Here is a 26,952-nt window from a genome sequence, read left to right on the forward strand (position 1 = left end):
CTCATTGGTGGTGATCTCATTGATGTCCCGATCAATGTATGCCTGCAGGTCACGAATGGCACGACAGTAAGATTGGGTAGTACTTTCTGACCTTCCTTTCAGCCAAAGGTGCTGTCTTTGGCGATCAATCGAGGATTGACAACTGGGATGATGGGCCAGGAACGCCAGGCTGCGGCGGAGCTTTTTTTAGCCATTGTAAAAGGAGTTTGATTTACTCCTAAGTTAGGGGTATTTTGCGGTAGCGGTTGGCGCGATAGCGGCTTAGTTCAACATAATACCACCATCACCTGCTTTACAGGTGTTTAATGTCAACTCGATGGTGTCTTTAATAATTCGATTATCCTGGCTGATATTCAAATTCCGAAGGTCCAGCAAAGTGTAATGAGAAGACGTCCACTTAGGCTGATAGAAAGCTACGCCCCAATGCCCGTTTTCTTTTCGTTTAGATAGAAATTGTTGCCCCCAACCTTCACTTGATATCCTTTTTTGTAGTCCTGGGTTGTTGATGTTCAACAAGTCTCTGTTCGTTTGATATTGTATCGAGACATCCCCGTCTAATAGCCAGCCGATCAATTCTTGTTCGCTCATTTTTCTTCTTGTGATGCTAACTTAACGGTCGGAATCTGCACAATCTCCAGCGTAACCGAGGCCAAACTGACCTTCCCCTCCGTCTCCCTAATCGCCTTTCCAATGGCATCGTTCAGCAGGTGCTTGGTGTATCTTCTCTTTTTGTAGTCCACGATGTACCGAAGATTGAACTGGGCCCAATTGTCCGTCATGGTGATCGCAAGACTGGGCGCTACCTGCGCATCCTCGATGTAATATTTATTCACGACCTCCTTCCATTTCGAAATGGATTCTTCGACGTAGGCGGATAGGGTTTTAGAGGCAATGTCGACCACAATTGACTTGGCTAACTCCAGATCAGACCCGTACTTGATCGGCAGGTTGAATTCATCCCAAACGAAGGGAAAATCCTGGGAATAATTATAGATTGGTCCCTTGAATACAAAGGCGTTGCTGATCTTCACAATCCGGCCACTGTAGTTGTCACTCGACACCCATTCGCCGATTTCCATCAAGGTGGTGTATATGCTGTCTATGTCAATTACGTCTCCCTTGATTCCGTTCAGCTCAATCCGATCTCCAGGCTTATAGACCTTTATAAAAAAGATGTAGAAAGATCCGGCGACGCTCAGAATCAACTCCTGCAGCGTAATGGTTATTCCCGCCGTCAGCAAGCCAATAGCGAGGGTGAAATCCTTTATGTTGCCGGTGAAATAGGAGATGCTGAGCAGGATGATCAATAAGTAGCCCAGCACCTCAACACCTTTTTGTGTTTTATACCGGACGTTGGCGTCTGGTAGGCGCTTTTTGATTACCCTTCGCAGGAAAGAGATAACGATGATGACGGCAATTATCCATAGTGAATATTCCAGTATACTGGTGGCTACCGGGTGTTCGTTCAACCAGGACTGTATGTATTCAAGTATCTCCATTATTCTTTTAGCTAATCTCTTTTTTTAGAAAGCTTTTCCAAGGGCCTTGTCTAACCTGCTGTCCATACAAGCGCTAATGTCTGTTGTAACAAATTTTCCTTTGTAAAACAGGCTGAATATTGTTGCCGGGGTGGGAGCGGCCTGGGCCTCCTCCATGGTCTCCAACTTGATCAGTGTAACGGTTAGCCCCCTCTTTTCCGCTGCTTCGAGTAAGGAGTTTTTGGCGTGGAATTCAGCATAGGGACACCGATTGGAATAATAAACGACCAGCCCCTCTTTTATCGGGCATTCGCCACTGCGAACGCTTGGGTTGAATACGGGATCCTTTGCTTCCGGGTGCAGTTTTATGGCCAGCAGGCTGAACCCACTGGAAGTCCTGTCCACCTCTGAAAACCCTTGCCGCAACAGCCATTTGGTATCACTCATGAAGTGAAACTTCTTGGTCCCAACCACCGTAACCAGACCGTCTTTACCCTGTTTTCTGGCATCGTCGAGGGCAGATTGGAGCAACTTTTTCCCATACCCCTGTTTTTTGTATCTCCCGGAAACCCAAAAGCAGTTTAAATTCAGATAGTTATCGGCGGTGATGGGAATCCACGCCACCTCCGCCGGCCCGTATTCGAGAAAGACCTTTGCCCGGGCGTCAATTCTTTTGAATACGTAACCATTGTTGAATTCTCTGCGAAGCCAATCTTTTTTAGCCTGGTAACTATCCGCACACTTCTTGTCGGAGATGGCACAGCAAATGTGTTCCCCCGATAGATTTTCTTTGTTGAGGTTGAATAATGGTTCCATAGCCTCTTTCGCTTGCTGATGTTATATAAGGTTAATAATTACTGATTGGAACGACAAGTATTGGAATGGGAGAAATGTCCAGCACCGGAGCAACGCCGGACCTTAAGAAAAGGCGGCTAAATAATCCCCGTTTGCGGTGCCCCATAACCAACAGGTCCAGGTCGAATTCGGCAATGTAAGCTAATAATGATTCCGCGAGGTTAGCGGGTGGGAGTACGTCGAGATCAACGGAATAATCAGGAAAACCTGTTTTCAGGGAGGCTTTGAGAAGGTTCATTTTTTTAAGTGATTCTCTGTCGTCGTCGTGATGCTCAACGTGGACCAAACGCATCTTAGGCTTAAAAGCATCGATCAGGAAATCGGCCTTGTCACTTGTTTCCTGAAGTGGCTTAAAATCGTTGAAAGTTATGGATACTTTTTCAAGTGATGGCTGGTCGTGTCCTTGTGGGATGAGGAGGACTGGAACCTTTGCGTTGAGCGCAATAGATTTAGCAACACTGCCAAACATTGGCGTATTCGAACTCACCTTCCCGGATCCAACACCACCCATTACAATCAAGGCGGTATCGCCGTCATCACTCAGCTTGAGGATGGTGTCTACCGGCGAGCCGGTAACTTCCCTTGTTTTGATCTTTAGGAGCGGTTCGGTTTTCGTAGCCTTGTTTGCTGTAGCCTGGGTGGAGTTAAGGCGCAAGAACTCGTCCAGCTGGTGCTGAACGTTCATCTTAGTGGTCAGGTCTCCTTTTCTGACGGTGGGGTCTTCGCTGTGGCCATAGCCATCGTGTGCGTGAACGACTTCCAGTTCAAAGTCTAATCGCTTCGCCAGAAATTCGCCGTAGCGAAGCGCGCTGGCAGCAGTGTCTGAGAAGTCTGTAGGCAGGAGGATTTTCATCTTTGATTTTTTTATAAGGCATTTAAATACTTCTACTTCTTAACGCCCGCCGGAACTCATGCCAACGAAACCTGTCGGCCGGAACACTTCTGAACCAGTCCACCATCAGCGGAAACAAACTATGCTTTGACCGGAAGCGGAATGATCAATTGGCTTCACGTGCGTTATTACCTCAAATATCGGTACGGTAAACAGCGATTCAGCTGTTATAAATCAGTGGTTCTCCTGATTAACATCATGGAATCTTGTCAGCTGTTTTCGCAACTTTGGTGCATCACCAAATGATCGTTACCATGCATTCCATCAATTCCATTCTAGTCCCGGTAGACTTCTCTAAAGTTTCCGCAAATGCCTTTCGTTACGCCCTCCGGCTGGCCGATTCCTTAGACGCCAGTATCGACCTACTGCACGCCGTTCCGTCGGACGACGGCAGCCTGATTTCTATGTCGCTGGCCGTTCAGCAGGTCGATCTCGCCAAAGAAAAATTGGAGAAGTTCTTTACGGAAGGAGTAACGGCAGTATCCGGACACCTGAAACATGTGCCGGCCATCAGCCCATACGTTAAAATCGGCGGAATCCGTGCCGCTATTCGTAAGCACGTTGAAGCTGAAGACAATAACCTCATCGTAATGGGTACCCACAGTGAAACCAAGGACCTGGAGGGATTCTTCGGCACCAATACTTCGCAACTGGTCAATAAGGCCCCTTGCCCCGTCCTCGTCGTTCCGGAAGGTTTTGCCTTCCAGCCGCTACAATCGGTTTGCTATGCCACCGACCTGTCCCACCTCGATGCCTTCCAGGCCGGCCACCTGCTCAGGACCCTGCGGGTCTTCGAGCCACGTCTGGATTTCGTCCACGTCAAGACGGGGAAAGGACAAAAAACGAATTTCAATATGGACTTGCTGCGGGAGGTATTTGATCGCCCTAACACGGGGCTGGATACCCGCTTTCACGTCCTTGAAGACGACGATGTAGCGGAAGAAATATTTGAATTTGCCGAAGAAACCAAGGCCGATCTCGTAGTTATGCACCGCCCGCGCCACTCCTGGATGAGTCGCTTGTTTGGCAAAAGCAACACGCGTGATGCCGTGCTGGAAGCAACCGTGCCCCTCCTGATTCTGCCGCTGGAAAAGAAGGATGAGGAAAAAGCTTTGGCGGACGTGGTTGCTCAACAATACTCAAAGTAGTCCAGGTTTTCTGATCAGGTGCTTGTGTTGGATCTAGGTTCCTATGCAAGCGCCTGACGTTTTTAGGCGGGGTCGCAGGTGCAAAGGAGGGTGAAGAACGGTTAGTGCTCTTTTACCTTCTCCTTGCACCCGCGGCCCCGCCCACCTGATCAAGTTAATTGAACAAGAAACTATCGCCTGATTATGAACCTGACGAAAGCACAACTCAATAGAATTAACGCTTATTGGCGTGCCGCCAATTACCTGTCAGTTGGGCAGATGTATTTGCGGGATAATCCCCTTCTACGTAGTCCCTTGCAACGCAAACACCTCAAATCCGTACTGTTAGGGCACTGGGGAACTGCGCCGGGGCAGAATTTTATCTACGTTCACCTGAACCAGGTGATTAAACGACACGAACTGGAGATGATCTACCTCTCCGGCCCGGGTCACGCAGGGCAAGCCATGATCAGTTGCGCGTACCTGGAAGGGACGTACTCGGAAGTCTACCCGGATTGTTCGCAGGACGAGGCGGGCATGAAGCAACTCTGCGCCCAGTTTTCCTTTCCCGGAGGGGTGTCGAGCCACGTATCTCCGGAATGCCCTGGCTCCATCCACGAAGGTGGGGAACTCGGCTATTCCCTGAGCCATGCTTTTGGTGCTGCTTTTGACAATCCCAACCTGATTGTCGCCTGTGTGATTGGCGATGGGGAAGCCGAAACCGGACCATTAGCCACCGCCTGGCACGGAAATAAATTTCTTAATCCGCAGACCGACGGCGTGGTCCTGCCCATTTTGCACCTGAACGGTTATAAAATTGCTAATCCCACGATACTCGCACGCATGGAAAGCGAGGAACTGCACCAGTTGCTGGAAGGTTATGGCTGGAAACCCTATTTCGTGGAGGGCCACGAGCCTGAAGCGATGCACCGGCTCATGGCGGAAACACTCGAAACGGTCGTTGAGGAAATTAACGCCATCAAGGACCTGACTTATGATGAAGCCCCACCGAGAAGGCCCCATTGGCCAATGATCGTATTACGGTCACCTAAAGGCTGGACGGGCCCGGTCGAAGTCGAGGGCGTACCCCTCGAAGGTACTTTTCGTGCCCACCAGGTCCCCATCAAGGTAGAGGATGACAACGAAGAGGCCGCGCTGCACCAACTCGAAACCTGGATGAAGAGCTACCGCCCCGAAGAACTGTTCGACGAGCGGGGGACTCTGCTTCCAGAATTAGCCGCACTTGCACCTACCGGGAAATTCCGGATGTCGGCCAGCCCGCACGCCAACGGCGGGTTGCTCCTTAAGGAGTTGGTACTGCCCGACTTCCGGGATTACGGCATTGCTGTACCTGCTCCCGGCAGTATCCGGGCCGCAGACACGGAAGTTTTAGGCGGCTTTCTGCGGGACATCATTGTCCTGAATGAAGCGGAACGTAACTTCCGCATCTTTGGCCCGGACGAAACGCTCTCCAACCGCCTCAAGGCCGTTTTCGAAGTCACGAACCGGCAATGGATGCTGCCCATCGAGGCAAACGATGAGTTTCTGGCCCCGGAGGGCAGGGTAGTGGAGATGCTCAGCGAGCACCAGTGCCAGGGCTGGCTGGAAGGCTACCTGCTAACTGGGCGCCACGGACTATTCAACAGCTACGAAGCCTTTATCCACGTGGTGGATTCTATGTTCAACCAGCACGCCAAGTGGCTCAAGATCACGGCGGAGTTGCCCTGGCGTAAGCCGATTGCTTCGCTCAATTACCTATTGGTGTCCCACGTCTGGCAGCAGGCGCACAACGGCTTCACCCACCAGGACCCGGGTTTTATTGACCACGTCGTCAACAAAAAAGCTTCCGTCGTACGGGTGTACCTGCCGCCCGACGCTAATTGCCTGCTTTCCGTCTGGGATCATTGTCAGCGCAGCAAAGACTACGTCAACGTAGTCGTTGCCAGTAAGTACCAGGCGCTGCAGTGGCTTCCGATGGAAGCCGCGGCGGAGCATTGTACCCGCGGCATCGGTATTTGGGAATGGGCCAGCGGTTCACCGGACCGCGCACCGGACGTTGTTATGGCCTGCTGCGGTGACGCGCCTACGCTGGAAACCCTGGCGGCCGTCTCGATCTTGCGTCAACGGTTGCCCGAACTGAACGTCCGGGTAATCAACGTCGTAGATCTGATGAAGCTTCAATCCGCCTCGACCCACCCCCATGGCCTTCCCGCTGAGGAGTTTGACGCCCTCTTTACGTTAGACAAGCCCATTATTTTTGCTTTCCACGGTTACCCGTGGCTCATTCACCGACTGCTGTATCGGCGCAGTAATCATAATAACCTGCACGTCCATGGCTATCAGGAAGAAGGGACCATTACGACTTATTTTGACATGAAGGTGCTCAACGAACTAGATCGTTTTCACCTTGTGCTGGCGGTGCTGAAGCGGTTGCCCGCACTTGGAAAAGAGGGAACGGCCCTGGCTAAGGAGATGGAGGGTAAGCTGACCGAGCATCATCGGTACATTCGGGAGCATGGGGTGGATATGCCGGAGGTTTTGGGATGGAAGTGGTCTGACTAAATCTACTCCCTTTCGGTCAGGAACTTAATTCTCCAACAAGCTCTAAGCCCGAATGTCTCGTTGCCGAAGTTTCTTTTTCAGCAGGGTTCTGGCCGCAAATATCCGGCTCTTAACGGTGCCTGTCGGTACCTGAATCCTTAAGGCTATTTCCCGGTAGCTCATTCCCTGGAAGTGTAACAGAAATGCACGACGATGAATTTTGGGTAATTGGCTAATAAGCGCATAAGCGTCCTCCTGCTCAAGAATGCGCTCTGCCGTGTTTGGAACCGAAGCTTCGAGCAGCCAACCATCCGGCACCTGATTTTTGGCAATGATTCTTTCTCGCCGCTTCTTACGGCGGTAATCTGAGATAAAAGTGTTGCGGATGATCCGCTTCACCCATGCCTTGAAATTCGTACCATGTTGGAAACTATCTCGATTTTTAAACACCTGGTAACTGACTTCCTGAAGTAAGTCCTGTGCACGATCTACATCTCGGGTAAGCGAGAGGGCGAACGATTGAAAATCTGAATAGTAGATTCGATTAAGCGAGCTGATTTCTTCGATAGTCATGGCGTGTTGTTGAGATAATGCTACAGAAAATGTGGTTGGTTTTAATTGTTTATCAAAATTGAGGTACAATTTTATTATTGGTACTGACCAAATTCAATTTTAAGCATGATTTATATCAATTTTTCTGGTCAGGTACTCAAAAATATAGGAAGTACTAATCTTGACCAGAATCACCATTCTCACTGATCCATGTCACCAACGGGCAATGTCCTAAACGTCCATATTTGCCCATGACGATCCTTTACTTTTTTTGTCTAAAATTCTCATTTCTTCATGAATAAGAGGCAGGTTTTTCCGGAAATCCTGTCGTGATATCGAGGCGTATACCAATTATGAAGTGGTTTGGCAAATTGCACGGCGCTAAGCGCCTGCATAGCCTGCCGACCGAGAGCCAACCGTACCCCAAACCTTTACGGTGTGGGTGTAACCACCAGTATTTCTGCAATGAAAACAGTCTCTGGTGCTGGGTCATGTCAATCGTTATCCCTCCATCTTACTTTTCCAATTATAATTCAGTTCCATGAATTTACTAGCTAAAATATCAACCCTGATGAGTACGGAACTCGTCACCGTGACCATTGATACACCCGTAGCCGTCGCATTGGGCTTGTTAAACAAGCATAATATCCACCACTTGCCCGTCCTTGACCCGGAACGCAGATTAGTTGGCATGCTGAGTCACTCGGACTTTCTAAAATTGAATGACCGGGGGACGGGCCTGCACACGGTCAAAGAGATCATGACGCCTCACATTGCCAGCCTGGAACCGACAGACACGATCCGAACGGCTGCAAATCTATTCATGCTCAATAAATTTCACGCCCTACCGGTACAGGAGGGAGAAAAGTTAATCGGAATGCTGACAACACTGGATCTGATCCGGCTGATTGATGAAGAGGAGATCCGATTGGAGGACTATGTGTGATAAAGATCAATTGTTTTGATGACCAATGCTATTGACAAGAAGGCAGCTCCCGCCGTAGTTTGTAATACAAAACCACCTATGATTATGCATAAATTTATTATTATCAGTTTCACCATTTTGGTGAGTCTTACCTCGTGTGTCAGCAAAAAGCAATACGATGAGTTACAGGCCAGCACTACGGCACGTCTTGCTCAGCAAGAGGAAACCATAGTGAGGCACAACCAGGAAATTAATCGTTACGCTCAGCGCCTCGCCGATTGCGAGCGGCGTGAAGCCGTGGTACAAACCCAGGTGGAGAATGCCAATTCTCAGGTCCGGATTCGGGAGGAACAAATCGCCGATCTGAAAAAACAGCGCGATCAGCAGCTTACCCAGGTGGGTGACCTTACGGTATTAAGCCAAGGCGCTAACCAGAATATTAACAATACGCTTAAGCAGTTGGAGACTAAGGACAAGTATATCCGCCTGCTCCAAAATGCCAAGTCCAAGGCGGATTCCATTAACCTTGCCCTGGCCATTAACCTCAAGAGTGTCCTCCGTGAAGGCATAGAGGACCAGGATGTTGAGATCAAGGTAGATAAGACTGTGGTCTACATCAACTTGTCCGACAAGATGCTCTACAAAAGTGGGAGTTACGAAATCACCGAACGCGCCGGTGAAGTTCTGCAGAAAATTGCTACTATCGCTAAAAGCCGTCCTAGTCTGGACTTGATGGTGGAAGGTTACACGGATAACGTTAGAATTTCCAACAGCTGTATCAAGGACAATTGGGACCTCTCGGTTTTTCGTTCCACCTCTGTAGTCAAAGCCTTGCAAAATAACTACGGCATTGACCCCAACCGCCTTATTGCCTCCGGCCGTGGAGAGTATAACACCCTGGCCACCAATGATACGGCGGAGGGGCGTAGCATCAACCGCCGTACGCGCATCATTCTATTACCTAAGCTGAATCAGTTCTATGACCTGCTTGATCCGACAAAGTTGCCGGAATAGAGCGCTTAATAGCGCTGACGAAAGAGTTTATATAGAGAACGCAAATCAAGCGCTAAAAAAGTACTTATCTGTTGAAACAGCTACGAAGTTCACCGTTGCGAAGTGAGTGATACTTGAGGTAGCCGATTACTCATTCAATTATTCTTTGAATTCCAAGCTACATGTGAAGTAGACAGGCTCACTTTAGCGCTTGATTCGCGTAGATAATACTAAAAGTGTTCCATGCGTAGTACGCCAAAAAAAATGAGTGAGGAAGACAACCGCTGGCTAAAGGCTCTTTTTGAAATGGCCACGGATGGGATTGTGACGATTAGCCTGCAGGGTATCATTGAAAACGTTAACCTGGCCGTCTGTGAGCTATTCGGGTATAAAAGGGAAGAGTTGTGTGGTCAGAAGGTGAAAATGTTAATGGGGAACCATGACCGAATGTACCACGATGAATACCTCGAACGGTACCAGCGTACCCGGGAACCTCACATCATTGGCATTGGCCGGGAAGTTACTGGCCGTCGAAAGAATGGGGAAGAATTCCCCTTGCGCCTGGCGATAAGCGAGGTTAAACTCGACGACCAGATCATTTATCTTGGTATGTTGCACGACCTGACCGATTATAAACGAGCTCAGGAAAGGGTGGCGCAGCTCAACAGTGAACTGGAAACAAAGGTGCAAGACAGGACGGCCACGCTGCGCCGCAGAGAAAAGGAACTGCAACAAGCACTCGGTAAGGAGCGAGAACTAAATGAGCTCAAGAGCCGCTTTCTGAGTATGGCCAGCCATGAGTTTAAAACTCCGTTGAGTACCATCCTCAGCTCGGTTGAGCTTATTGAGCATTACCGGGAAGCGCAACAGGAACGGAAGCGTGAAAAGCATATTGGTCGGATTAAGGATGCGGTAAACCAACTCATCGATGTACTGAATGATTTTTTGTCTTTATCAAAGCTGGAACAAGGGAAGGTAGAAGTATCGCCCCGGGTGACCGACCTGCGGTCGATCATCTCAACCAGTGTGGAAAGCAGCGAGGGGCAGCTAAAGGAAGGCCAGCATGTGGTGCTTGATTTGGCCCCGGAACCTGGTCTTATTATGACGGACGCCAAGCTGTTGCGGCACGTGCTGGTCAACCTGATCTCGAACGCCGCTAAATATTCTTCGCCGGGAATGGGGATCACCATCGCCAGCGGGCGACGCGGGAAAGATTTTTTTATCAGTATTATTGATCAAGGTATCGGTATTCCCGCAGAAGATCAGGCTTATCTTTTTGATCGGTTTTTTCGCGCCCGTAACGTTGAAAACGTAAAAGGGACTGGACTGGGACTCAATATTGTTAGCCATTATGTCCAGTTACTAGGGGGGAAGATCGAGTTTACGAGTGAGGTCGATTCGGGGTCGACTTTCACCATCGTGCTACCGGCAATAATTGATAAATAAGGCTATTGGCAATACAACAATTCCCGTCATCTAAGATCAGGTGTAATGGATGGTCTTTCCCTGCTCCCTGATTCCTTTCCCTGCACCCGCGACCTCGCCACCTTATTTCACTAACTTCTGACACAGGTCGGCCCGGTAGGTTAATAACTATCCTGTAAAATAAGTATAGGGATCGTGGCTGACCCGGTAACTCTGCGGGCTACCGAACCCGTTGCCTTGTTGCCCAGTAAATGTTCTGCGCGGTGGGTGACGACGACGATATCTGCAGCTGTCAGGTCCGCAAATCCTACTACGGCATTCCCGACGGGGTGATGTTCATCGACCTGGTAATAGAAGCGATATTCGACCCCCGTCAATAACCTCGCATATGCCTTGTCGGGCATCGCCCGCTCGGTAGACTGCAAATAATGAAACAGCAGTAATTGGGTCCGCTCAGAATCCAGTAATTGGAGTAGAGGGGACAGTTGACGTAAATTTCTGGGACATTCCTTGTCGGCGGCCAGCATAAAACGGCGTGGATATTTTACCGGAGCATAACTGGGAACCGCCAATATCGGGATCCGGGTATCTTCCATCAGGGAAGTTGTGGTGCTTCCCCAGGGATCGTCGGGTTGGAAGTGTTCGCCCTGACACCCCATTACAACCAGGTCACAGTCTCCGTCGTCAATAACTCGTCTTAAGGTAGGAACAATGGCTCCTTCATAGAGGTACGCAGCAGTCGTGATCCCCCGTTGCCCGATGCTTTCGGCCAGTTCAGTTAGCTGCTTTTCCAATTCGGCAGCAGACGCTGTGTTATCCTTTGAACCTGACTTTGATGGGTCGAGAACGTACACCAGGCTGATTTTCGAATTCATTACTAACGCGATTTCTTCGGCATAGGCCAGGGCGCGGTCAGCTGGTTTACTGAAATCGATGCCTACTAATATATGTTTCATTTGTTGCTATTATTTTGTATGAAGTTGCCCGAAAATCAGATTACCACTTATTGGTTATCAATCATCGTTGGCAGAAAAAGGGATGACCATCATCGGCACCTTCCCAACCTGAATAATTGATTTTAGATTTTTTTTGTCTAATAGGCGACTCCAAAATCCCTGACGTTTGCCCCCGAGGACCAGCAGGTCAATCTGTTTGTCGTCCACGTATTGGGAAAGCTGATCGACAACATTCCCGGTGGGCAGCAGGTCGAATTCATAACTAAAAGACGGAGCCTCTTTACCCGAGGTCAGCTCCATAAAGTCGTCTTCATTCTCCATTTCCTGCCGCCAGTCGGCTTTTTTGACGTGTACGAAGCGGACCTCGGGCTTCAATCTTTCGATGATACTCTTGGAAAACTGTCCGATACGGATGATCTCCTCCGCATCGTCAAAAGCGATCGCTATACGTTTGACTACAATCTGGCTGTACCCTTTTGGAATCAGCATCACCGGACAGCCCCCTCGTAGGGCAACCGGTGTTGCCACGCTGCCGTATAAGCCTGGAGGATGTATGCCGGCTCCCGCACCAACTCCGCCCATGACAATAAAGGCGGTGGTGGCTTCCTTGCTTAATGACTTGATTTTGGTAGAGGCCATGCCTGAAAGGACGGACAGCCGTACTTCCGGAACAAAAGAGTTGGAGCCATGATTAGCTGAAAGTCCTGGATTTACGTTGGTCCTGGCAAACTGTGCAAGCCGATGGACAAGTTTCTCCTCGTCGCGCTTTTGTTCGGGGGTAGTTAAGCTATGCGCACCGCTTAAGACCAGGTCGGAAACGTGAACAATGCGGAGGTTGTAATTCATCATCTCCGCCAAATAGGTGCCGAATTTAGTGGCAATGGCAGCGGTTTCCGAAAAATCAACGGGTATAACGACATTTTTCATCAGGGACAAATTTATGTAGTGAAATATCTCCACTAGCTTCTCCAAAGATCAATACCAAAATGTAATGGACTTATGACTTAGATCAGTATCTTCCTTGATCTTAGTCATGCTCTTTTGTTTTCCCCCACTGCCAGGTAATAGTATGCGCTATTTATCCTTGCTCCTGACCGGATTGATAATTTAAGTCATTTACCCGAACCTCCAGCCATCTCCACGGACCTTCCGGTAAGATCCAGGAGACCCGTACAACGACGGGTACCTCAACTCCGTCTAACGTGCCATGTTCAATCGCCTCGATGACCCACGGTATCCGTTTGGCATCGCTGTCCGATTCATAGTAGCGTTGCGCCGTAAATTTTTGAAATACCCCCGCTTCCGTGAAATGAAAGGTGCCACTTCCCTGGAGTCCATTTACCAGGATGGTGGCTTTGGCCGAAAGGTGATCTATCGGTTCCCAGGTAACGGAGGGGCCACGGGCGGCCATGGGGTACCACGCCATTTCGGCAAGGAATCGTTGTAGGGCTGCTTCATCCGTCTTGGGGTTGTTTTCCGCACGGGCTACTGGGAACAGGGACCATAATTTCATCAGCGTTGAGCCGCTTCCCTCCGTAAACCTGTCTGTGCCGGAGATGTAAGTGAATGCATTCATCCGCATATTTACGGTCCATTGGAAAGCTGGCGGATTTAGCGTTACTACTTGCTCAGCCGTAGCTGAATACCAGTTCTCTTGCGCTGGAGTTAGCTTCATCATTAGTTCCTGGCTCATCGATACCCAGGTTGGATAGCCGCGATCGAGTGCTCCACTGTTATTCAACCATTTTTTGACCGGAGCCGGTAGCTTATTGGTTGAGTTGTGCTGAAGCGGCGCCGCTCTGACTGCTGCGAGCATATCGTTTCGCAGGTGTGTATTTTTAGCGGTGAAGTTATTATGGGCAAATCCCAGAATGATGGCTACCAGTAAAATCAAATTTGGCAGTGTTCCAAATTTAGCTTCCGCCCAGGAATCAATTATCAGGAATTGAGAAAATAGAACCGCTATACCGCCCACAATCCACCAAAAGGGAAATTGCGCCATCCATAGCACTACGGCAAGGAATAATAAAATGCTGGCGACTAGCCATAATGTTCCGGCGAGTGCTGACGGGGGTGTACTCAGAGGAGTTGATTTGGTTAGGGAGAATGCCTGCAGGAAACCCATGGAGTGGATGAGTGCATGGAGTAGAAGTATGATTGCTATGACGTTTTTCATGTCAAAGTACTTTAGACTGATTTTTTAGGTGTTAAAATTAATCTAACTGGTGGTGAGTGGCCCTGGTTTCTTTATGAGAGCTTATGCTGGCGCAAAGGAAAGTTTTAAGCAACTAAGCCTGCGTTGGCATCATTGCTCTTGAAAACTATCTCTTGCACCCGCGACCGCGCCCTGAAAACACTATCCTGACTAAATTCACTCATTCATCTCATGAGGGCAAAATCCGTCCATCCTCCATCGTAATCACCCGATCCGTCCGGTCAGCAAAGTCCTGATCGTGGGTAACAATAAGTAGCGTAAGTCCCCGGGAAGTAGACAGGTTCCTAAAGATGGAGAGCACATTCTCTGCATTCTTACTGTCCAGATTCCCCGTAGGCTCGTCGCCCATGATGATACTCGGGGAGTTGATCAGCGCACGGGCGATGGCTACCCGTTGCTTTTCACCACCCGAAATTCGGGACGCCCGTTTTTCTGCCAGTTGCCCGATATCCAGCAGCTTCAATAAATCCATGGCCTCTTCCCGAATTTCTTCCTGGCTTTTTCGTGCGAGCTTGCGGGCAGGCAGCATTACGTTATCGAGTACCGAGAACTCATCGAGCAGGTAGTGAAATTGAAAGACAAAGCCGATATGCTCGTTGCGGACGGCAGAGAGCTCAACCGCAGGCAGCCCCGTCACCTTTCTGTCGTTAATGAAAAGCTCGCCGGTGTAGTCGGTATCCATCGTCGAGAGAATGTAGAGTAGGGTAGACTTACCACTGCCAGATTTTCCCATAACGGAAACGAACTCCCCCCGCGTCACTTCGAAGGACACGTCCTTGATTACGTGAAATTCCGTTGGGTCATGAAAGTACTTGTTAATACCAGTAGCTCGAATAACGGATTGGTTTTCCATATTTATTTTCCTCTTAGGACGTCTACAGGATCCATTTTCATTGCTTTGTTTGCCGGTAAATAGCCAGCGAAGAAAGAGGCTACCAGCGCGAAAACGAACCCGATGATGAAGTAGGCCGGATCGAAGTTTACCGGGTAGGTAGTTATGGTTGGCAGCTGCTCGATCTCAAAGGGGGTATGGTCGATGAGGACGGATAAACCCCACCCCAGTAATACGCCCGATATTCCACCAAAAACCCCGATGGTCATGGCCTGTATCATAAATATCGTTTTTACTTCGCGGCCCGAAAACCCGGTGGCCTTAAGAATGGCAATGTCGTTCATCTTCTCCCGGATAAACATATTGAGGATATTGTAGATGCCAAATCCAGCTACCAGGAGGAGGGTCACAGAGACTACGTAGGTAATAAGATTGCGGATGCTCGTTCCGGTATCGAACGAGGCGTTGGCCGTACCAATGTCAACTGCTTTGATGTTGAAAAGCTCCGCAAAACGCTTTGCAAGCGGTAAGGCTTTTTCAATGTCGTACAGTTTGACGTTCATGGAGGTGACGTAACTACTGCTTTCTCCCAATAATCGCCGCGCCGTACCGATGTTTACGAAACTTTGGGTGTCGTCTATCTCCGAAAGGCCGCTCAGGTAAAGCCCTACGACTTTCAGCGAAAGCCTATTACCGGTGGGGCTGACCAGTTGTACCCGGCCATTGATGCCTGTACTTAGCTTTCGGGCAACGCCGTAGCCCAGGATGATGGCGTTGTCATCCCGCTCCAGCGCGTTAGTACTCCCTTCCACTATGTAGTCTTGCAGCGGGAAAAGCCTGGTTTCCTCCGCAACGTCAATACCAGCAACTACGCCGTTGAGGTCGAGAGCTCCCGCGCTGTAAAATACCTGGGAGCTCACCTGTGGGCTAACGCCCCGCACCTCGGGGTATGCACGAATACTCCTGATCATGGAAGGCGCGGCGGCAATGCGGATTTGCTGTTGTTTAGGCTTAATTGAGTGCACTACGAGTAGGTCGTTTTCGTACGCGGTGCTAAAACTCATTGGTTGTCTGGCCGAGGGGCCAACCTCTTTGTACAGGCGTATGTGGGGCGTTCGGTTAAGGGTTAAATCGTCGAGCAGCGTATTCAGCCCCGTCATGAAGGTACTCATGGTGATGAACATCCCAACGCCAAAGGTGACACCCAGGGCCGCAATGATGGACTGCTTAAGCCGGCTGAAGATGTGCTTACCCGCAATGTAAAATAATAGCTTTAAGTCCATCTTATTTCGTTTGGTAGACGACGGTGCTGGTGTCGAGCCCACTAATGATCTCCGTAAAGCGAAGGTCCGAGATGCCGGTCTCGACCCGACGGTTGCCATCCGGGGTGCTCACGAGCTTGTCTGGCCCGATAAGTTCCGTTGGCAGCGTCAGCACATTTTCCCGCCGCGAAATAATGATGTTGGCCTCGCCACTGAGCCCGTCGTAGAGGCGAGCGGGCGGAGAGGTGAAAACAGCTTCGGCGGTGAAGGTCTGCGACCGGCTGTCTTTGTGGGGAAGGATGCGGGTGACTTTGGCGTCGAAGGGCTGATCCCGGTAAGCATCGAGAATTACGACCACCTTTTGTCCTTCATGCACGCGCGCGATGTCTACTTCGTCGATAAGCAATTCGATAACGAATTCATTTGTGCTGCCAATTCGAGCGACGGCTGTTTGCGTGGTGACGGACTCTCCCACTTCTTTCAGCACCTCGTAAATGGTGCCGGCGATCTCCGCTCGGGTAACGTACTCGCCAGCCCGCTGTCCGCTGATTTCTAATGCCGTACTGGCCAGGTCAACCTGATTCGCCAGCTCCCGACGGGTCCGGGCGTAAGCCCGTTGTAGTTCTCTGACCGTATTTTTGGCGGTGCGGAACTTCAACTCCATTGTTTCGAAGGCCTGCTTCGAGCCGATGTTCTGACGCCAAAGGCGGGACTGCCGCTCATAATTAATGGAGTCATTCACCAGGCCCAGTTTAGCGGTCATCAGGCGTTCTTCCATCTCTTGCAAAATGGCAGCCTCCCCCTGGTAACTATCCAGGGCGCTGATGTACAGTTGCCGGGCCTTCTTCCTTTCCAATTCCGCCTGCTGACTGCCGATGCGGAAAAGCTCGTCGCCCATATCAACAACGGCACCCTCTTCAAGGTGGCTACGGTCAATAATACCGTTTACGGGGGAGTAAACCGTGTACGATTCCTTCGGCACAACCGTCGCGGTACCGTACACCGCTTCGGTGATGGTGGTGAGGCTGGGCCTGATGCCGGGCTCCGTTTTTGTGCAACTGCCAAGGGAAATAATTAGTAGCAGTAAAGGGAATAGCTTCATTGGTTGGTGGAGGTTTATCCTACGATCATCCCCCCGTCAATAACGTGGGTATTACCGGTAATGTACTTGCTTTCATCGCAACTCAGAAACAGGACCAAGTCAGCTACTTCTTCGGCGAGCGCATAGCGACCAAAGGGGATTTGTGCCAGGAAGCCATCCTTGGCCTGGTCCGGCGCTTCCGCGCTGAGTTGCCGTTCGATGTGTCGCATCATCTGGGTTTCCACCGGACCGGGATGGACGCTGTTCACCCGGATCTTTCGGTCGGAATTCTCCAGCGCGGCTACGCGCATGATACCTACTTCAGCGTGTTTGCTGGCGACGTAGGCGCCAAGACCAGCAAATCCCTGCAGGCCGGCGACCGAGGAGGTGATAACCATGCTTCCGCCGTCCCGCATTTTGGGCAGGACGTACTGGCAGCCCAGCCATACTCCTTTGATGTTGACGGCCATAATGCGGTCGAATTCGTCTTCCGGGTAGGTGGCTATCGGGCTCACCGTACCTTCGATTCCCGCATTGTTGAAGAAAACATCGATACCGCCAAAAGCGGACAGCGTGGCAGCGACGTACTTTTCTACTTCAGTCCTTTGAGAAACATCCGCCTGGCAATGTTGCAGGTTTGCCGTAGCCATTTCTGCCACTGCTTGTTTAAGCGCAGATGCGTCTTTATCGACGATCATGACTTTAGCCCCTTCTCGAAGAAACAACTTCGCAGTGGCAAGTCCAATACCATTTGCCCCTCCGGTTATGATGGCGACTTTATCCTTTAGTCGTTGCATGGCTATAAATTTTAAGGTTATTTAGCAAGACAAAATTATCCCTGGTCGCTACTTCCGGTATTGATAAAAGTCAGTGGGAGGATTGATTGCAATCAGTTGAAATCAGCCCTTGAAGCGCTAATTTCAAGCCAGAAAACAATCTTGAAATGGACAATCAATCAGCTTATCCCACGGGCACTATTAAAAGCGTATTGCGGAAAATGAAGCAATCTTCAGGCCCCGTAACCGAAGAATTGCATGCCGTCGACGGTCTTTCTGTCATGGTGATTGGCCTTAACAGAGGGGAGCTTCTTGCTGATCACACAACCGACGTAAAAACCAGATTGATTGTACTTGACGGCTGTGTGCTCTACAATGATCCCATAGATACGTTTCCGCTTTTTGATTATGATGAACATGAAATCCCCATCGGGGTAGTTCATTCTCTAACGGCTAATCGAAAAAGTATTTGTTTGCTGATCAAGGGATAGACGATGAGTTCGCCGGACTTCGTCATCCCTCTCCAAGAATAGTATGCCTAAGGATATCTTTATGGTAGCTATTTATTTTACCGTACCGGGCATCATGCACTGTCCCTACAGCCATCCCCCGTTGATTACTTTCCCGTTTAGCTGCAATACCCCATTTTTTTGCTGATTCCAGTGGACAATCTACCTGATGTAAATGGCAGAATCCGGCAACGGTAAAGTAATCTTCTCCTGCACTAACCTGCTTTGCCTCGAGCTTCCGTAACCGCTCGTTTATCTGCTCCTTCTCCATCTCCGTAGCCGCTAATCTATCCTCCAACTGGCGAAGATGGTAATGATAGTCATCTTGTTGCCCAGAAAGCTCCGTTTGCCCTTTGGTCAGAAGTTCATGTATTCGCTCATATATCCATACTTCAAAATCGGGAGCCAACCATGCGGCAAATTTCAGCGCAAGTGGTTCGTTTACCCAGGTTCCTCTAAGCGCGGTATCTCCATGCCGTACTATTCGTAACACCTCCTTGCTATTCCCTTTGGTTTCTTGACTATGGCGGAGAGCAAAGAGAAATTCCTGAGTTCCTTTGTTGCGTAAAAAGTCCGCTGGGCGTTTTCCGAAGGGCTTGGCCATCTCGGTTGCGTTAACCATCTTTTGCCCATCGATTAATTCGATTGTCACGATCTTTCCATCGTAATTGAATTTTCTAATGTCCTTCATGGCTGATTTTTGTTTAGCGTTAATAATTTTTATTATTCTATTCTCGCGCGGAGTGGCCGAGAAGCGGAGTGGCGCAGAAAAAACAGTGGCTTCATGAAAATGTCCAGTAGTATGGGATTGGGTATAGTTTTACCCCTTTTATTAATTTGATGTTTCTTGATCGTATTCTTTTAATATTTCAACGTATTTATGGTATAATTCATAGTGACGATTAAGCTGGTCTAGCAGAGTATCCGCGTGCGCTTCAATAGGTAAATTATCTATTTTGATCGCCGTTACTTTCAGACGGACGTTTGCACGATAGCACTTGTAAAAATTGAATAGCCGCTCGTCCTCTTTCGTTACCATCGTGCGGTTTCCAGCCTGATAGCTGGTCGCGAAGCGTTGCGCCAGATCAGGTCGTCCGAAGGCTTCCAGGTCAACGCACAGAAAAGCAACCTCATCCAATACGTCAACTTTTCGAAAATCATCGTTGAATTCGATACAATCAAAAATAATCGGTTTGTCGTTTTCCAGAAAAATATTGCCTGCGTGCAGGTCTCCGTGTCCATCTACAGTAAAACCTAATATTCGCCGATAGTGGAATCTTTGATGGTGCCGACGCAGGAAGGACCTGGCTACTTTCAGGCTGTCCATAATTTCATCCATTTTACTTGTCCCAATGTGCCGCGTTAGTTCCTCCGAATAGTTGGCGATGTCACTAAAATCGTCCAGTGCTTTTATCGGGTTGAACAACGCTTTATCTGGTATAGAATCTTGATGAAATGCGGACAGTTTGTCAGCAATTGAGTCCATATGTTCTGGTTGGACCCTTTCATCTTTTAGCATCCTGGTCATTTCCCAATTGTGGGCAACTCGCTTCATTTTGATGGCAAAATCGATGGAGTCGAACTGGTAGGCCCCAAATTCAAGCCCGCCTTCAGTTGCGTTTATAGCCACTACATCCTCGTATAGATCAGGGGCTAGCCGACGGTTAAGCATTAGCTCCCGTTCACAATAGAATTTTCGTTTAGCCAGCGTGGAAAAATCCAGAAAAGAGAAGAGTACGTCTTTCTTCATTTTATACACATTACCCGACGTCAAAAGCAGCCAGGAAATATGCGTTTCAATGAGCTCGGCGTCCTGCAGCAACGGATTATTCAGCAGTAATTCAATTTGTTGTTGGTTCATGATTGATGAATTTTGCAGCCGTATCCACCAACGTTTCGAGCGAAGCCGTGTCGGTTTTTAAGTTCAGGTGATCCCCGCTTAAAGGCTCATAAAGCTTTTTGATCTTATTATACACGGACATATCGGCTTCACTATATTGACGTTGTTTAGAAACTCGTTCTTTTATGGTTGCTTCCCCGGTTTGTAGTTCAATCCATTTGATGGGGCACTCCAGTCGTTGGGCTAAATCGGTATAAGCCTGGCGTAAATCTTTCAGATAGAGGGTTGCGTCTACGATTACGGTCGAACCGGCCTTCAGGAAGCCTTCGGTGCGTTCTTCCAGTTTTCTGTAGACCTTCGCTTTGTCTTCTGGTGAATACTTACCACGTAGCCCTATTTCCGCGCGGATAACGTCACTGTTCAAATGTTTTGCTCCCAGGTGAAGGGCCAATGCACGCGAAAAAGTAGATTTCCCCGTTCCCGGTAATCCGACTACCATAACTAATGCAGGAGCGACCATAATCAGGTGTTTTAAGGGTAAGGTAATGAGCTGTTTTTCCTTCTTAAAGATCGGAGGCTGTGGCTCATCAACGGCTGATGTAAATCAACTTTGGGGTTAATCTTTATCATTGATAAGTAGGGCGGGGCCGCAGGTGCAATACTGAGTTAACTCATCACTGGCATTGATAACAATCATGGGAATGGTCCTGTATTTTCCGCACCTTGTTCCCGGTTAAAATCCTTTGTCTATGAATGCCGTAAAAAAAATCCTCGTCCCCGTGGACTTCAGTGACTTGGCCGCAGCGTCCTACCACTACGCGCTCCATCTCGCTGATGAACTCTCCGCTGCCATTCATCTTCTATACAGCAAGCCTTCCGTAAGGGGAGCAACCACTCATCCTGAAATATTTCAAGAGATGAATGGGGAATTATTTCGGAGGGCAGAAGAAAGGCTGGAATTGTTTCGGGAGGAGGGGATAGCAGTTACAAGAGCTGATCTGAAGAATTTGCCCACCGTTACGCGGGCAGTTAGTATTTTAAACTTCAAGGACAGCATCAGGCAAGAAAGCGAGGAACACAAGGTTGATCTTATCCTGATCGGTACTCACGGTATACATGATAATTGGGACCGACTGTTCGGGACGAACGCGGCGTCTTTAGTTGGGAAAATTGAGACACCGATACTGATAATTCCAAATGGGGCGGAATTCCAGCCGTTCAAATCAATCTGCTTCGCCACCGATTTTGGCGACCACGACATTAAGAAAGCAACGTACCTGCATAAGGTGTTCTATCCTTTTTTGCCCCGGATGTATTTTCTACACGTGCAAAACCCGGGAGCGCCCGAACCACCGGAAGGCATCGATTTTTTTCGGCATGCGTATGAGCGACCCCGGCAAGTTATGGAAGCAACCTTCACTGTAGTCAATAACGAGGACGTTACTGACGGAATATTCGGGTATCTTCAAACCCAACCCCACGACTTACTGGTCATGGTAAAGCCCAATAGAGGATGGTGGAGCCGTCTTTTGTCCCACAGTGAAACCAGGGAGACTGCTGGCATAACTAATATCCCGTTGTTAATTCTGGGAGAGCGTGACTGGGAGATTCAGGATTAGCGGTCTGCCTCAGCTCAATTTTCATCCAAGTCCGAAGCAAAAAATAGATTTATGCAGTACCTCCTTTCGGGAAACATCAACCCAAACCGGGAAGCAACTTTTACCATTAAGAAGAGAGAAATAGTGTTTGGTGTCCGTAGTGACCAGGACGAGCTTCCAAATCCCGCTGAACTTTTACTAGGTGCTTTCGCGGCCTGTTGCCTGAAGAATGTCCAGCGTTTTTCTGAGCTTCTTGGCTTTGATTATACCGACGCAAGCATTGAAGTTATCGGTGAGCGACAGGAAAAGCCGACAAAAATAGTGGCCATTCGATACGTTATTAAGCTCAACAGTGTGGACGAAAAGCTGAACCTGAAGCTACTGCACAAAAACCTGCAAAAATTCGGAACGATCTATAATACGCTCAAAGATGTCTGTGATGTTTCCGGAGAACTTGTGTTATCGTCATGAGGACTGCTCTAAAATCGTTTTATTGCACCTGCGGCCCCGCCCATTTTCTCTTCCTTTGAGTTCCGAACAATAAACAGACATCAAAAAAGTACTTAAAATCATTGGCGAAGTTCTTCGTATTCGAAAAGGAGAATGGCTGGTCGTGGGGCTATTGCAGTTGCAGATATTTCTGACAATTACGGTGCTTCTCATGGCTAAACCGGCAGCGACGGGTATTTTTTTGGCCTATTTCAGTGCAGACCAACTCCCATGGATGTACCTGCTGACCGCCGGAACGGCAGGCATTGTTTCCTTTCTCTATTCCCGGGCAATGGGACGTTACACTTTCCTCCGGGTGAATTTATGGACACTGGTTATTTGTCTGCTGAGTTTACTCGGCTTCGCGGTCATCGAACCCCAGTCCGTTGGCCGCCAGGTAGTTGCCATTGGCTTATACACCTGGGTGGGCGTTTTTGGCGTTTTGGCCGCTTCTCAGTTCTGGATGATGGCCAACCTGGTCTTTGACGTACGGCAAGCAAAACGCCTGTTTGGATTGATCGGTGCGGGAGCAATTACCGGAGGCATCGCCGGTGGTTATTTAGCCTCCCTTTTGGCGGAAAACTACGGGATGAACGGATTGCTCTATGGGGCAACCCTCTTGCTCTTTCCCTGCTTGCCCATTAGCTGGTACCTGTGGAAACGCTTTGTGCCGGATATCGAGAAACGTCGCCCTCAGCGCATACATCAGAAGGAAGAGGTATCTCCCGCCCGGCTGATCATGGAGTCCCGGCACCTGCAACTACTGTCTGGCATCATCGCCCTGAGCGTCATAACGGCAAAATTGGTCGAGTTTCAATTCAGCTCCTTCGCTGCTATGCACCTGGAAGGTGCGGCGGAATTGACCTCATTTTTCGGTTTCTGGTTCTCTACTTTCAACGTTATTGGGCTTACCCTTCAACTATTTTTTACCCATCGGCTTTTTCAACGCTTTGGGGTTGGGAATTCTCTGTCTTTATTGCCCGCCGGGCTCACCCTCGGTGCCGTGTTAATGTTCTTCTTTCCAGGCTTAAATATGGCAACGTTGAGCCGGTTGGTCGACGGCGGATTGAAGCAAAGTCTGCAGCGCGTAGGCATCGAGATGCTGTTTGTTCCGGTGAGTGCGGAAGTGAAACGCCGGGTTAAAACCTATCTCGACGTTATGGTCGATACCGTAGCCGGTGGTTTAGGAGGCCTTTTGCTGTTACTACTGATCGACGGCTTTCAGCTGCCGTTAGCCAAAGTCAGCGTATTTATCTTCTTCTTTTCCCTGGCGTGGCTTGCCTGTGTACTTCTAATGCGGTCCGAATATCTCAATACCTTTCGCAAAGAACTGCACCAGTTCCTGCCAGAGGCCAAGCCGGTCAAGCCGGTTACCAGTCATCGGGAATTGCTGAATGGTCTGTTTAAGATTCTTAACTGGCCGGGAAGGGTAATTCGGGAAGATCAATTACTGTTTGCCCTGTCCAGAAAGGAAATTACCGATCTGAAGGAGTTTAAACGCCCGCTCTTACGATTACTGACGCATCCTTCCACGGTGGTACGAGCCGAAGCCCTACGCCAGTTGAGCAATTGGCAGTTGGTAAAGATTAAACTGAAGATGGATCGTTTTCTGAATGATCCCGATCCCGGGATTCGCACGGCAGCCTTAGAGTTTCTGATTAGTCATGACCTCGAAGGCTACGAAGCTCAGATCCGGGAGCAATTGAACACCGATGACCCTGCCATTTCGGGAAACCTGTTTCTTAAGCTGCTTGCCGAGTCCAGCGAAAACACAAACCTGAGGGAGCGCTGGGGACTGGACAATTATTTTGAACAACGAATAAGCAGTTTGGAAACCCTGCCTCCTGAGCATAAAATTGCCTGGAGACAAGTACTTCTTGAAGCTTCCGGTTTAATCCGCTCCCCGCTTGCAGATGATTTTATTCTTTCTTCTCTTTCCCATAAGGAGCCCACGTTGATCGCCTCGGCGATCCGGGTAGCGGGGAGTACCCAAAACCCCCTTTGGGTATTGCCACTAATTGGGTTTCTCTCAGAGGTACTATACCGTTCGCAGGCTAAAAAAGAATTGCTTGGTTATGGTGAAGACCTGATCGGTATACTCAATGGCCTGCTTGAAGAAAAGCTGCCAGATGTAAAGGACGCAAGACACTTGCCTGCTCTGCTCAAAGTAATGAATAGCCAAAATATCGCGCCATTACTTTTTGATTTGGTGGAGAAGTATTATCCCCGCGACCTGATTTTAAGGAAAGAAACTTTTCGGGCGTTCAATACGCTGAAGCGGAATTTCCCTAATTTGATTTTACCCAAAAAACGGATCAAGCGGTTACTTTTTCAGGAAATTTCTTTCATTCGTATGGCGGAGGAAATCAGTGTGTTTCAGACCAGATTATCCCTTATTCCGGAACGTGAAGAAATCAATTCCGCCAGGAAAGGGCTTATTACCCTTTTGGCGAGGCGACAGCACGGTAACGTTAGTCGGTTGTTCCGGCTACTCGGTTTGCAGCACCCCGTAGGTGACATTATTCCGATCTACCGGGCACTTACTGAAAAAGGGGGCACGCACCGGGCGAGCGCCCTTGAACTGCTTGATAATTTGCTTAAGCCATCGCTGAGAAAACGGATTATCCCTTTGCTGGATCGCGTCTTCAACGGTAAAGCTCAGGATAGCGAATCTCCACTTAATGCGCGCGATTGGCGGCAACTCAAAACAGAGCAGCTTGAAAGCCTTGAGCGTTTGCTTGCCGGGAATGATCCCCGGTTGAAACTGGCCGTTATTTACCTGATTAGTCAGTTGGGTGACCCCAGGTATGCTCCCATGTTAAGGGCTCAATTGGACGATGCTGACCCGCGGGTAGCCGACTTGGCGCTTAGGACCCTGACCAGCTTAGGTAAAGCTTAAACCCGCGCTACTGGGCCGCTTGCTCCTCAGTTTATTCCTGGTACCTGCGGCCGCGCCACACCCGTCACCGTAATCGTCAGCGCTCCCATTATTTAATTCAAGAGGCATATCATCAGGGCGCGGACGCAGGATGCAAAGCAGAGATGAAAGCGCAAAGTATTTACCCGTTAATTGCCCTCTGAAGCCCCGATGCGCTCTTCTGCCAGGGTACTGCCCAAATGAGTTTTACCCGGTAACTCTGGCTCGTCACTATAGTCTAATGGCGCGAAACCAAGGGCATAGTTCAACCAAATTACTGCACGCTTGATGTCGAGCTCAGTGTTGAATAGCTCCGAAGCGGAACTGATCCCATCAACCTCATCGTCCAGTATTGCGCTCCCGGAGCCTGATGTAGTAATGGCGAGTAGGGGGACCTTACCCCCAAGCGAATCCCTGAAGGCATGAACCATGCCGGGCGGACGCCCAATCTCCCAGGTGTGCAGCAGGATGCAGGCGTCCACCTCCCTTTCTGCCTGGTAGGTTGCGGCAGTCGTAAGGTCAATCACGTTAATGTACACTGGCTTATCTCGAAATGCCCTCACAATTCCAGCCGTGAGGCTGTCTTTATAGGCACTTTGCTGGGTTACGATCAGCAAATGCTTTTCCGACGAAGGTTCGTTTACTTCGTAAGGGGTTATCACTCCCATAGAGTAGGTGCCGAGGTACCAAAAACTGAATGCGGTAAACATAGCAATTAGGACGAGACCAAACTTGGTGCTTTTTCTAAGTTTCATGGCGGTTAAGGCTTTTCTATCAGCCCGGTTTTGGGCCGTTGGATTCAGCGATTTGGAGGTAGCGGTACAATTAGTAAGGGGACTTCGCAGGCTTTCATGATCGGCTTCACATTACTTCTTGTAAAGAGACCGTCCCACAGGTTCCTGACCTGGTGTCCGAGTACCAACATCCCGATTTCTTTTTTCTGTGCATAGTCGAGCAATCGACGGGGAACGGGCCCGGGAGGCAAAGCGTCGTAGCCAAAAGTATAACTTGGAAAACCGGGCCCCAACGCCAGGTCTAAAAACCTGTCGTCGTTATCCCATTCGGGTGATGCTTCGCCTCCTGCCACATGAACGAACCTCACCTCAGGCCGTAAGACCTTAATGATTCGCCGGACGATCGTGCTCATGTGCTCGATTTCCCCGGCGTCCCCAAAGGCTATGGCCATACTTAAAACTGATGGATAGCCGTAGCCCGGAGGAAGTAAAATTGTCGGACAACTACCCTGAAGGATAACGGCACTGGCAACTCCACCAAAAAGCCCCGGTGGGTTCTCCCGTTTACCTGAACCCACGCCACCCATTACTACTAATTCGGTATCCTCTTCTTCACTTAATTCGCGGATTACGGGAGCGGGAAAACCTTCAAATACCTGCCTATTTATGGACGGTAGCGTTTCCAGGTTGCCCTGGAACGTTGCCAGGACTGGATGGGTGTGACGTTGGACGAAAAGCGCCAACTCGTTCTCCAGCCTTTCTTTTTCTTTCCGCAATGCTCCGGTTGAAACTGTTTGGGCAAAACTGAATTTGGCGTCAAATACGTGGACGACCCGGAGGTCCAGGTCCATTACTTCAGCCAGGTAGGTCCCGAAGCGTAGTGCCGTGGCAGAAGTGTCGGAAAAGTCTACTGGTACTAGTATGTTTTTCATGCTTATGGTTGTTGTTCTAATTA

26 protein-coding genes are annotated in these 26,952 nt (G+C 49.3%); 9 read left to right on the forward strand and 17 right to left on the reverse strand.

Going from position 1 to position 26,952, the window contains the following annotated elements; genetic code table 11:
* Positions 1-261: 261 nt before the first annotated feature.
* Genes B036_RS0111335 through B036_RS0111350 form a run of 4 tightly spaced genes read right to left on the reverse strand, consistent with a single transcriptional unit; the run spans position 262 to position 3,186 of the window.
* On the reverse strand, positions 262-588 hold the full coding sequence (locus B036_RS0111335; protein WP_020568837.1) for a hypothetical protein: 327 nt from the start codon (positions 586-588) through the stop codon (positions 262-264).
* Positions 585-1,499, reverse strand: a complete 915-nt coding sequence (locus B036_RS0111340) for a mechanosensitive ion channel family protein (protein ID WP_020568838.1) — start codon at positions 1,497-1,499, stop codon at positions 585-587. The genes B036_RS0111335 and B036_RS0111340 overlap by 4 nt, the downstream gene beginning before the upstream one ends.
* 24 nt (positions 1,500-1,523) lie before the next feature.
* Positions 1,524-2,294 carry an N-acetyltransferase gene (locus B036_RS0111345; protein ID WP_020568839.1) on the reverse strand — a complete coding sequence of 257 codons (771 nt, stop codon included), beginning with the start codon at positions 2,292-2,294 and terminating at the stop codon, positions 1,524-1,526.
* 31 nt (positions 2,295-2,325) lie between these two features.
* On the reverse strand, positions 2,326-3,186 hold the full coding sequence (locus B036_RS0111350; protein ID WP_020568840.1) for a universal stress protein: 861 nt from the start codon (positions 3,184-3,186) through the stop codon (positions 2,326-2,328).
* Between the two features lie 293 nt (positions 3,187-3,479).
* Between B036_RS0111350 and B036_RS0111360 the strand changes: the two genes are divergently transcribed.
* Together B036_RS0111360 and B036_RS0111365 are read left to right on the forward strand one after the other, a co-directional pair.
* On the forward strand, positions 3,480-4,373 hold the full coding sequence (locus tag B036_RS0111360; RefSeq protein ID WP_169435056.1) for a universal stress protein: 894 nt from the start codon (positions 3,480-3,482) through the stop codon (positions 4,371-4,373).
* Positions 4,374-4,556: 183 nt separating this feature from the next.
* A complete protein-coding gene (locus B036_RS0111365; protein WP_020568843.1) occupies positions 4,557-6,914 on the forward strand; it encodes a phosphoketolase family protein in 2,358 nt (785 codons plus the stop codon).
* Positions 6,915-6,956: 42 nt separating this feature from the next.
* Here B036_RS0111365 and B036_RS0111370 read toward each other — a convergent pair whose 3' ends face one another.
* Positions 6,957-7,466 carry an RNA polymerase sigma factor gene (locus B036_RS0111370; RefSeq protein ID WP_020568844.1) on the reverse strand — a complete coding sequence of 170 codons (510 nt, stop codon included), beginning with the start codon at positions 7,464-7,466 and terminating at the stop codon, positions 6,957-6,959.
* Between the two features lie 520 nt (positions 7,467-7,986).
* Between B036_RS0111370 and B036_RS31990 the strand changes: the two genes are divergently transcribed.
* The 3 genes from B036_RS31990 to B036_RS0111385 all read left to right on the forward strand — a co-directional run bounded on the left by B036_RS31990 (position 7,987) and on the right by B036_RS0111385 (position 10,809).
* Positions 7,987-8,391 (forward strand): CBS domain-containing protein, encoded by a 405-nt coding sequence (locus B036_RS31990; RefSeq protein ID WP_157472128.1) that lies wholly within the window; start codon positions 7,987-7,989, stop codon positions 8,389-8,391.
* Between the two features lie 78 nt (positions 8,392-8,469).
* On the forward strand, positions 8,470-9,384 hold the full coding sequence (locus B036_RS0111380; RefSeq protein WP_044102509.1) for an OmpA/MotB family protein: 915 nt from the start codon (positions 8,470-8,472) through the stop codon (positions 9,382-9,384).
* Between the two features lie 222 nt (positions 9,385-9,606).
* Entirely contained in the window at positions 9,607-10,809 is a 1,203-nt protein-coding gene (locus tag B036_RS0111385; RefSeq protein WP_020568847.1) for a PAS domain-containing sensor histidine kinase, read from the forward strand.
* 140 nt (positions 10,810-10,949) lie between these two features.
* On the opposite strand, the gene B036_RS0111390 is transcribed toward B036_RS0111385, so the two are convergent.
* The 7 genes from B036_RS0111390 to B036_RS0111420 all read right to left on the reverse strand — a co-directional run bounded on the left by B036_RS0111390 (position 10,950) and on the right by B036_RS0111420 (position 17,931).
* The gene (locus B036_RS0111390) at positions 10,950-11,744 is read right to left on the reverse strand and encodes a universal stress protein (protein ID WP_020568848.1); all 795 of its coding nucleotides are present in this window, start codon (positions 11,742-11,744) and stop codon (positions 10,950-10,952) included.
* A gap of 57 nt (positions 11,745-11,801) precedes the next feature.
* Complete coding sequence (locus B036_RS0111395; protein WP_020568849.1) at positions 11,802-12,671, reverse strand: universal stress protein; 870 nt, start codon at positions 12,669-12,671, stop codon at positions 11,802-11,804.
* Positions 12,672-12,822: 151 nt separating this feature from the next.
* A complete protein-coding gene (locus tag B036_RS0111400; RefSeq protein WP_026231895.1) occupies positions 12,823-13,920 on the reverse strand; it encodes a DUF6920 family protein in 1,098 nt (365 codons plus the stop codon).
* Positions 13,921-14,128: 208 nt separating this feature from the next.
* The gene (locus B036_RS0111405; protein WP_020568851.1) at positions 14,129-14,812 is read right to left on the reverse strand and encodes an ABC transporter ATP-binding protein; all 684 of its coding nucleotides are present in this window, start codon (positions 14,810-14,812) and stop codon (positions 14,129-14,131) included.
* Positions 14,813-14,814: 2 nt separating this feature from the next.
* Positions 14,815-16,074: an ABC transporter permease gene (locus B036_RS0111410; RefSeq protein WP_020568852.1), complete on the reverse strand. Its 1,260-nt coding sequence runs from the start codon at positions 16,072-16,074 to the stop codon at positions 14,815-14,817.
* 1 nt (position 16,075) lies between these two features.
* Positions 16,076-17,155: an efflux RND transporter periplasmic adaptor subunit gene (locus B036_RS0111415; protein ID WP_020568853.1), complete on the reverse strand. Its 1,080-nt coding sequence runs from the start codon at positions 17,153-17,155 to the stop codon at positions 16,076-16,078.
* Between the two features lie 14 nt (positions 17,156-17,169).
* On the reverse strand, positions 17,170-17,931 hold the full coding sequence (locus tag B036_RS0111420; RefSeq protein ID WP_020568854.1) for an SDR family NAD(P)-dependent oxidoreductase: 762 nt from the start codon (positions 17,929-17,931) through the stop codon (positions 17,170-17,172).
* A gap of 146 nt (positions 17,932-18,077) precedes the next feature.
* Here B036_RS0111420 and B036_RS33535 point away from each other — a divergent pair, with 146 nt between their 5' ends.
* On the forward strand, positions 18,078-18,401 hold the full coding sequence (locus tag B036_RS33535; RefSeq protein ID WP_157472129.1) for a hypothetical protein: 324 nt from the start codon (positions 18,078-18,080) through the stop codon (positions 18,399-18,401).
* 22 nt (positions 18,402-18,423) lie between these two features.
* On the opposite strand, the gene B036_RS31995 is transcribed toward B036_RS33535, so the two are convergent.
* From B036_RS31995 to B036_RS0111440, 3 genes are all read right to left on the reverse strand, one after another.
* Entirely contained in the window at positions 18,424-19,110 is a 687-nt protein-coding gene (locus B036_RS31995; RefSeq protein ID WP_020568856.1) for a KilA-N domain-containing protein, read from the reverse strand.
* A 141-nt stretch (positions 19,111-19,251) separates the two neighbouring features.
* The gene (locus tag B036_RS29030) at positions 19,252-20,280 is read right to left on the reverse strand and encodes a hypothetical protein (RefSeq protein ID WP_020568857.1); all 1,029 of its coding nucleotides are present in this window, start codon (positions 20,278-20,280) and stop codon (positions 19,252-19,254) included.
* Positions 20,261-20,779 (reverse strand): AAA family ATPase, encoded by a 519-nt coding sequence (locus tag B036_RS0111440; protein WP_044102498.1) that lies wholly within the window; start codon positions 20,777-20,779, stop codon positions 20,261-20,263. Before B036_RS0111440 ends, B036_RS29030 begins: the two co-directional genes overlap by 20 nt.
* Positions 20,780-21,008: 229 nt before the next feature.
* On the opposite strand from B036_RS0111440, the gene B036_RS0111445 reads away from it, so the two are divergent.
* The 3 genes from B036_RS0111445 to B036_RS0111455 all read left to right on the forward strand — a co-directional run bounded on the left by B036_RS0111445 (position 21,009) and on the right by B036_RS0111455 (position 25,245).
* Positions 21,009-21,878: a universal stress protein gene (locus B036_RS0111445; RefSeq protein WP_020568859.1), complete on the forward strand. Its 870-nt coding sequence runs from the start codon at positions 21,009-21,011 to the stop codon at positions 21,876-21,878.
* A gap of 51 nt (positions 21,879-21,929) precedes the next feature.
* Entirely contained in the window at positions 21,930-22,328 is a 399-nt protein-coding gene (locus tag B036_RS0111450) for an OsmC family protein (protein WP_020568860.1), read from the forward strand.
* A gap of 190 nt (positions 22,329-22,518) precedes the next feature.
* A complete protein-coding gene (locus B036_RS0111455) occupies positions 22,519-25,245 on the forward strand; it encodes a hypothetical protein (RefSeq protein WP_020568861.1) in 2,727 nt (908 codons plus the stop codon).
* A 167-nt stretch (positions 25,246-25,412) separates the two neighbouring features.
* Here B036_RS0111455 and B036_RS0111460 read toward each other — a convergent pair whose 3' ends face one another.
* Positions 25,413-26,018: a hypothetical protein gene (locus B036_RS0111460; RefSeq protein WP_020568862.1), complete on the reverse strand. Its 606-nt coding sequence runs from the start codon at positions 26,016-26,018 to the stop codon at positions 25,413-25,415.
* Between the two features lie 44 nt (positions 26,019-26,062).
* On the reverse strand, positions 26,063-26,929 hold the full coding sequence (locus B036_RS0111465) for a universal stress protein (RefSeq protein WP_020568863.1): 867 nt from the start codon (positions 26,927-26,929) through the stop codon (positions 26,063-26,065).
* Positions 26,930-26,952: the final 23 nt, after the last annotated feature.

The organism is Neolewinella persica DSM 23188, from assembly GCF_000373105.1.
In the GTDB taxonomy this organism is placed as follows: domain Bacteria; phylum Bacteroidota; class Bacteroidia; order Chitinophagales; family Saprospiraceae; genus Neolewinella; species Neolewinella persica.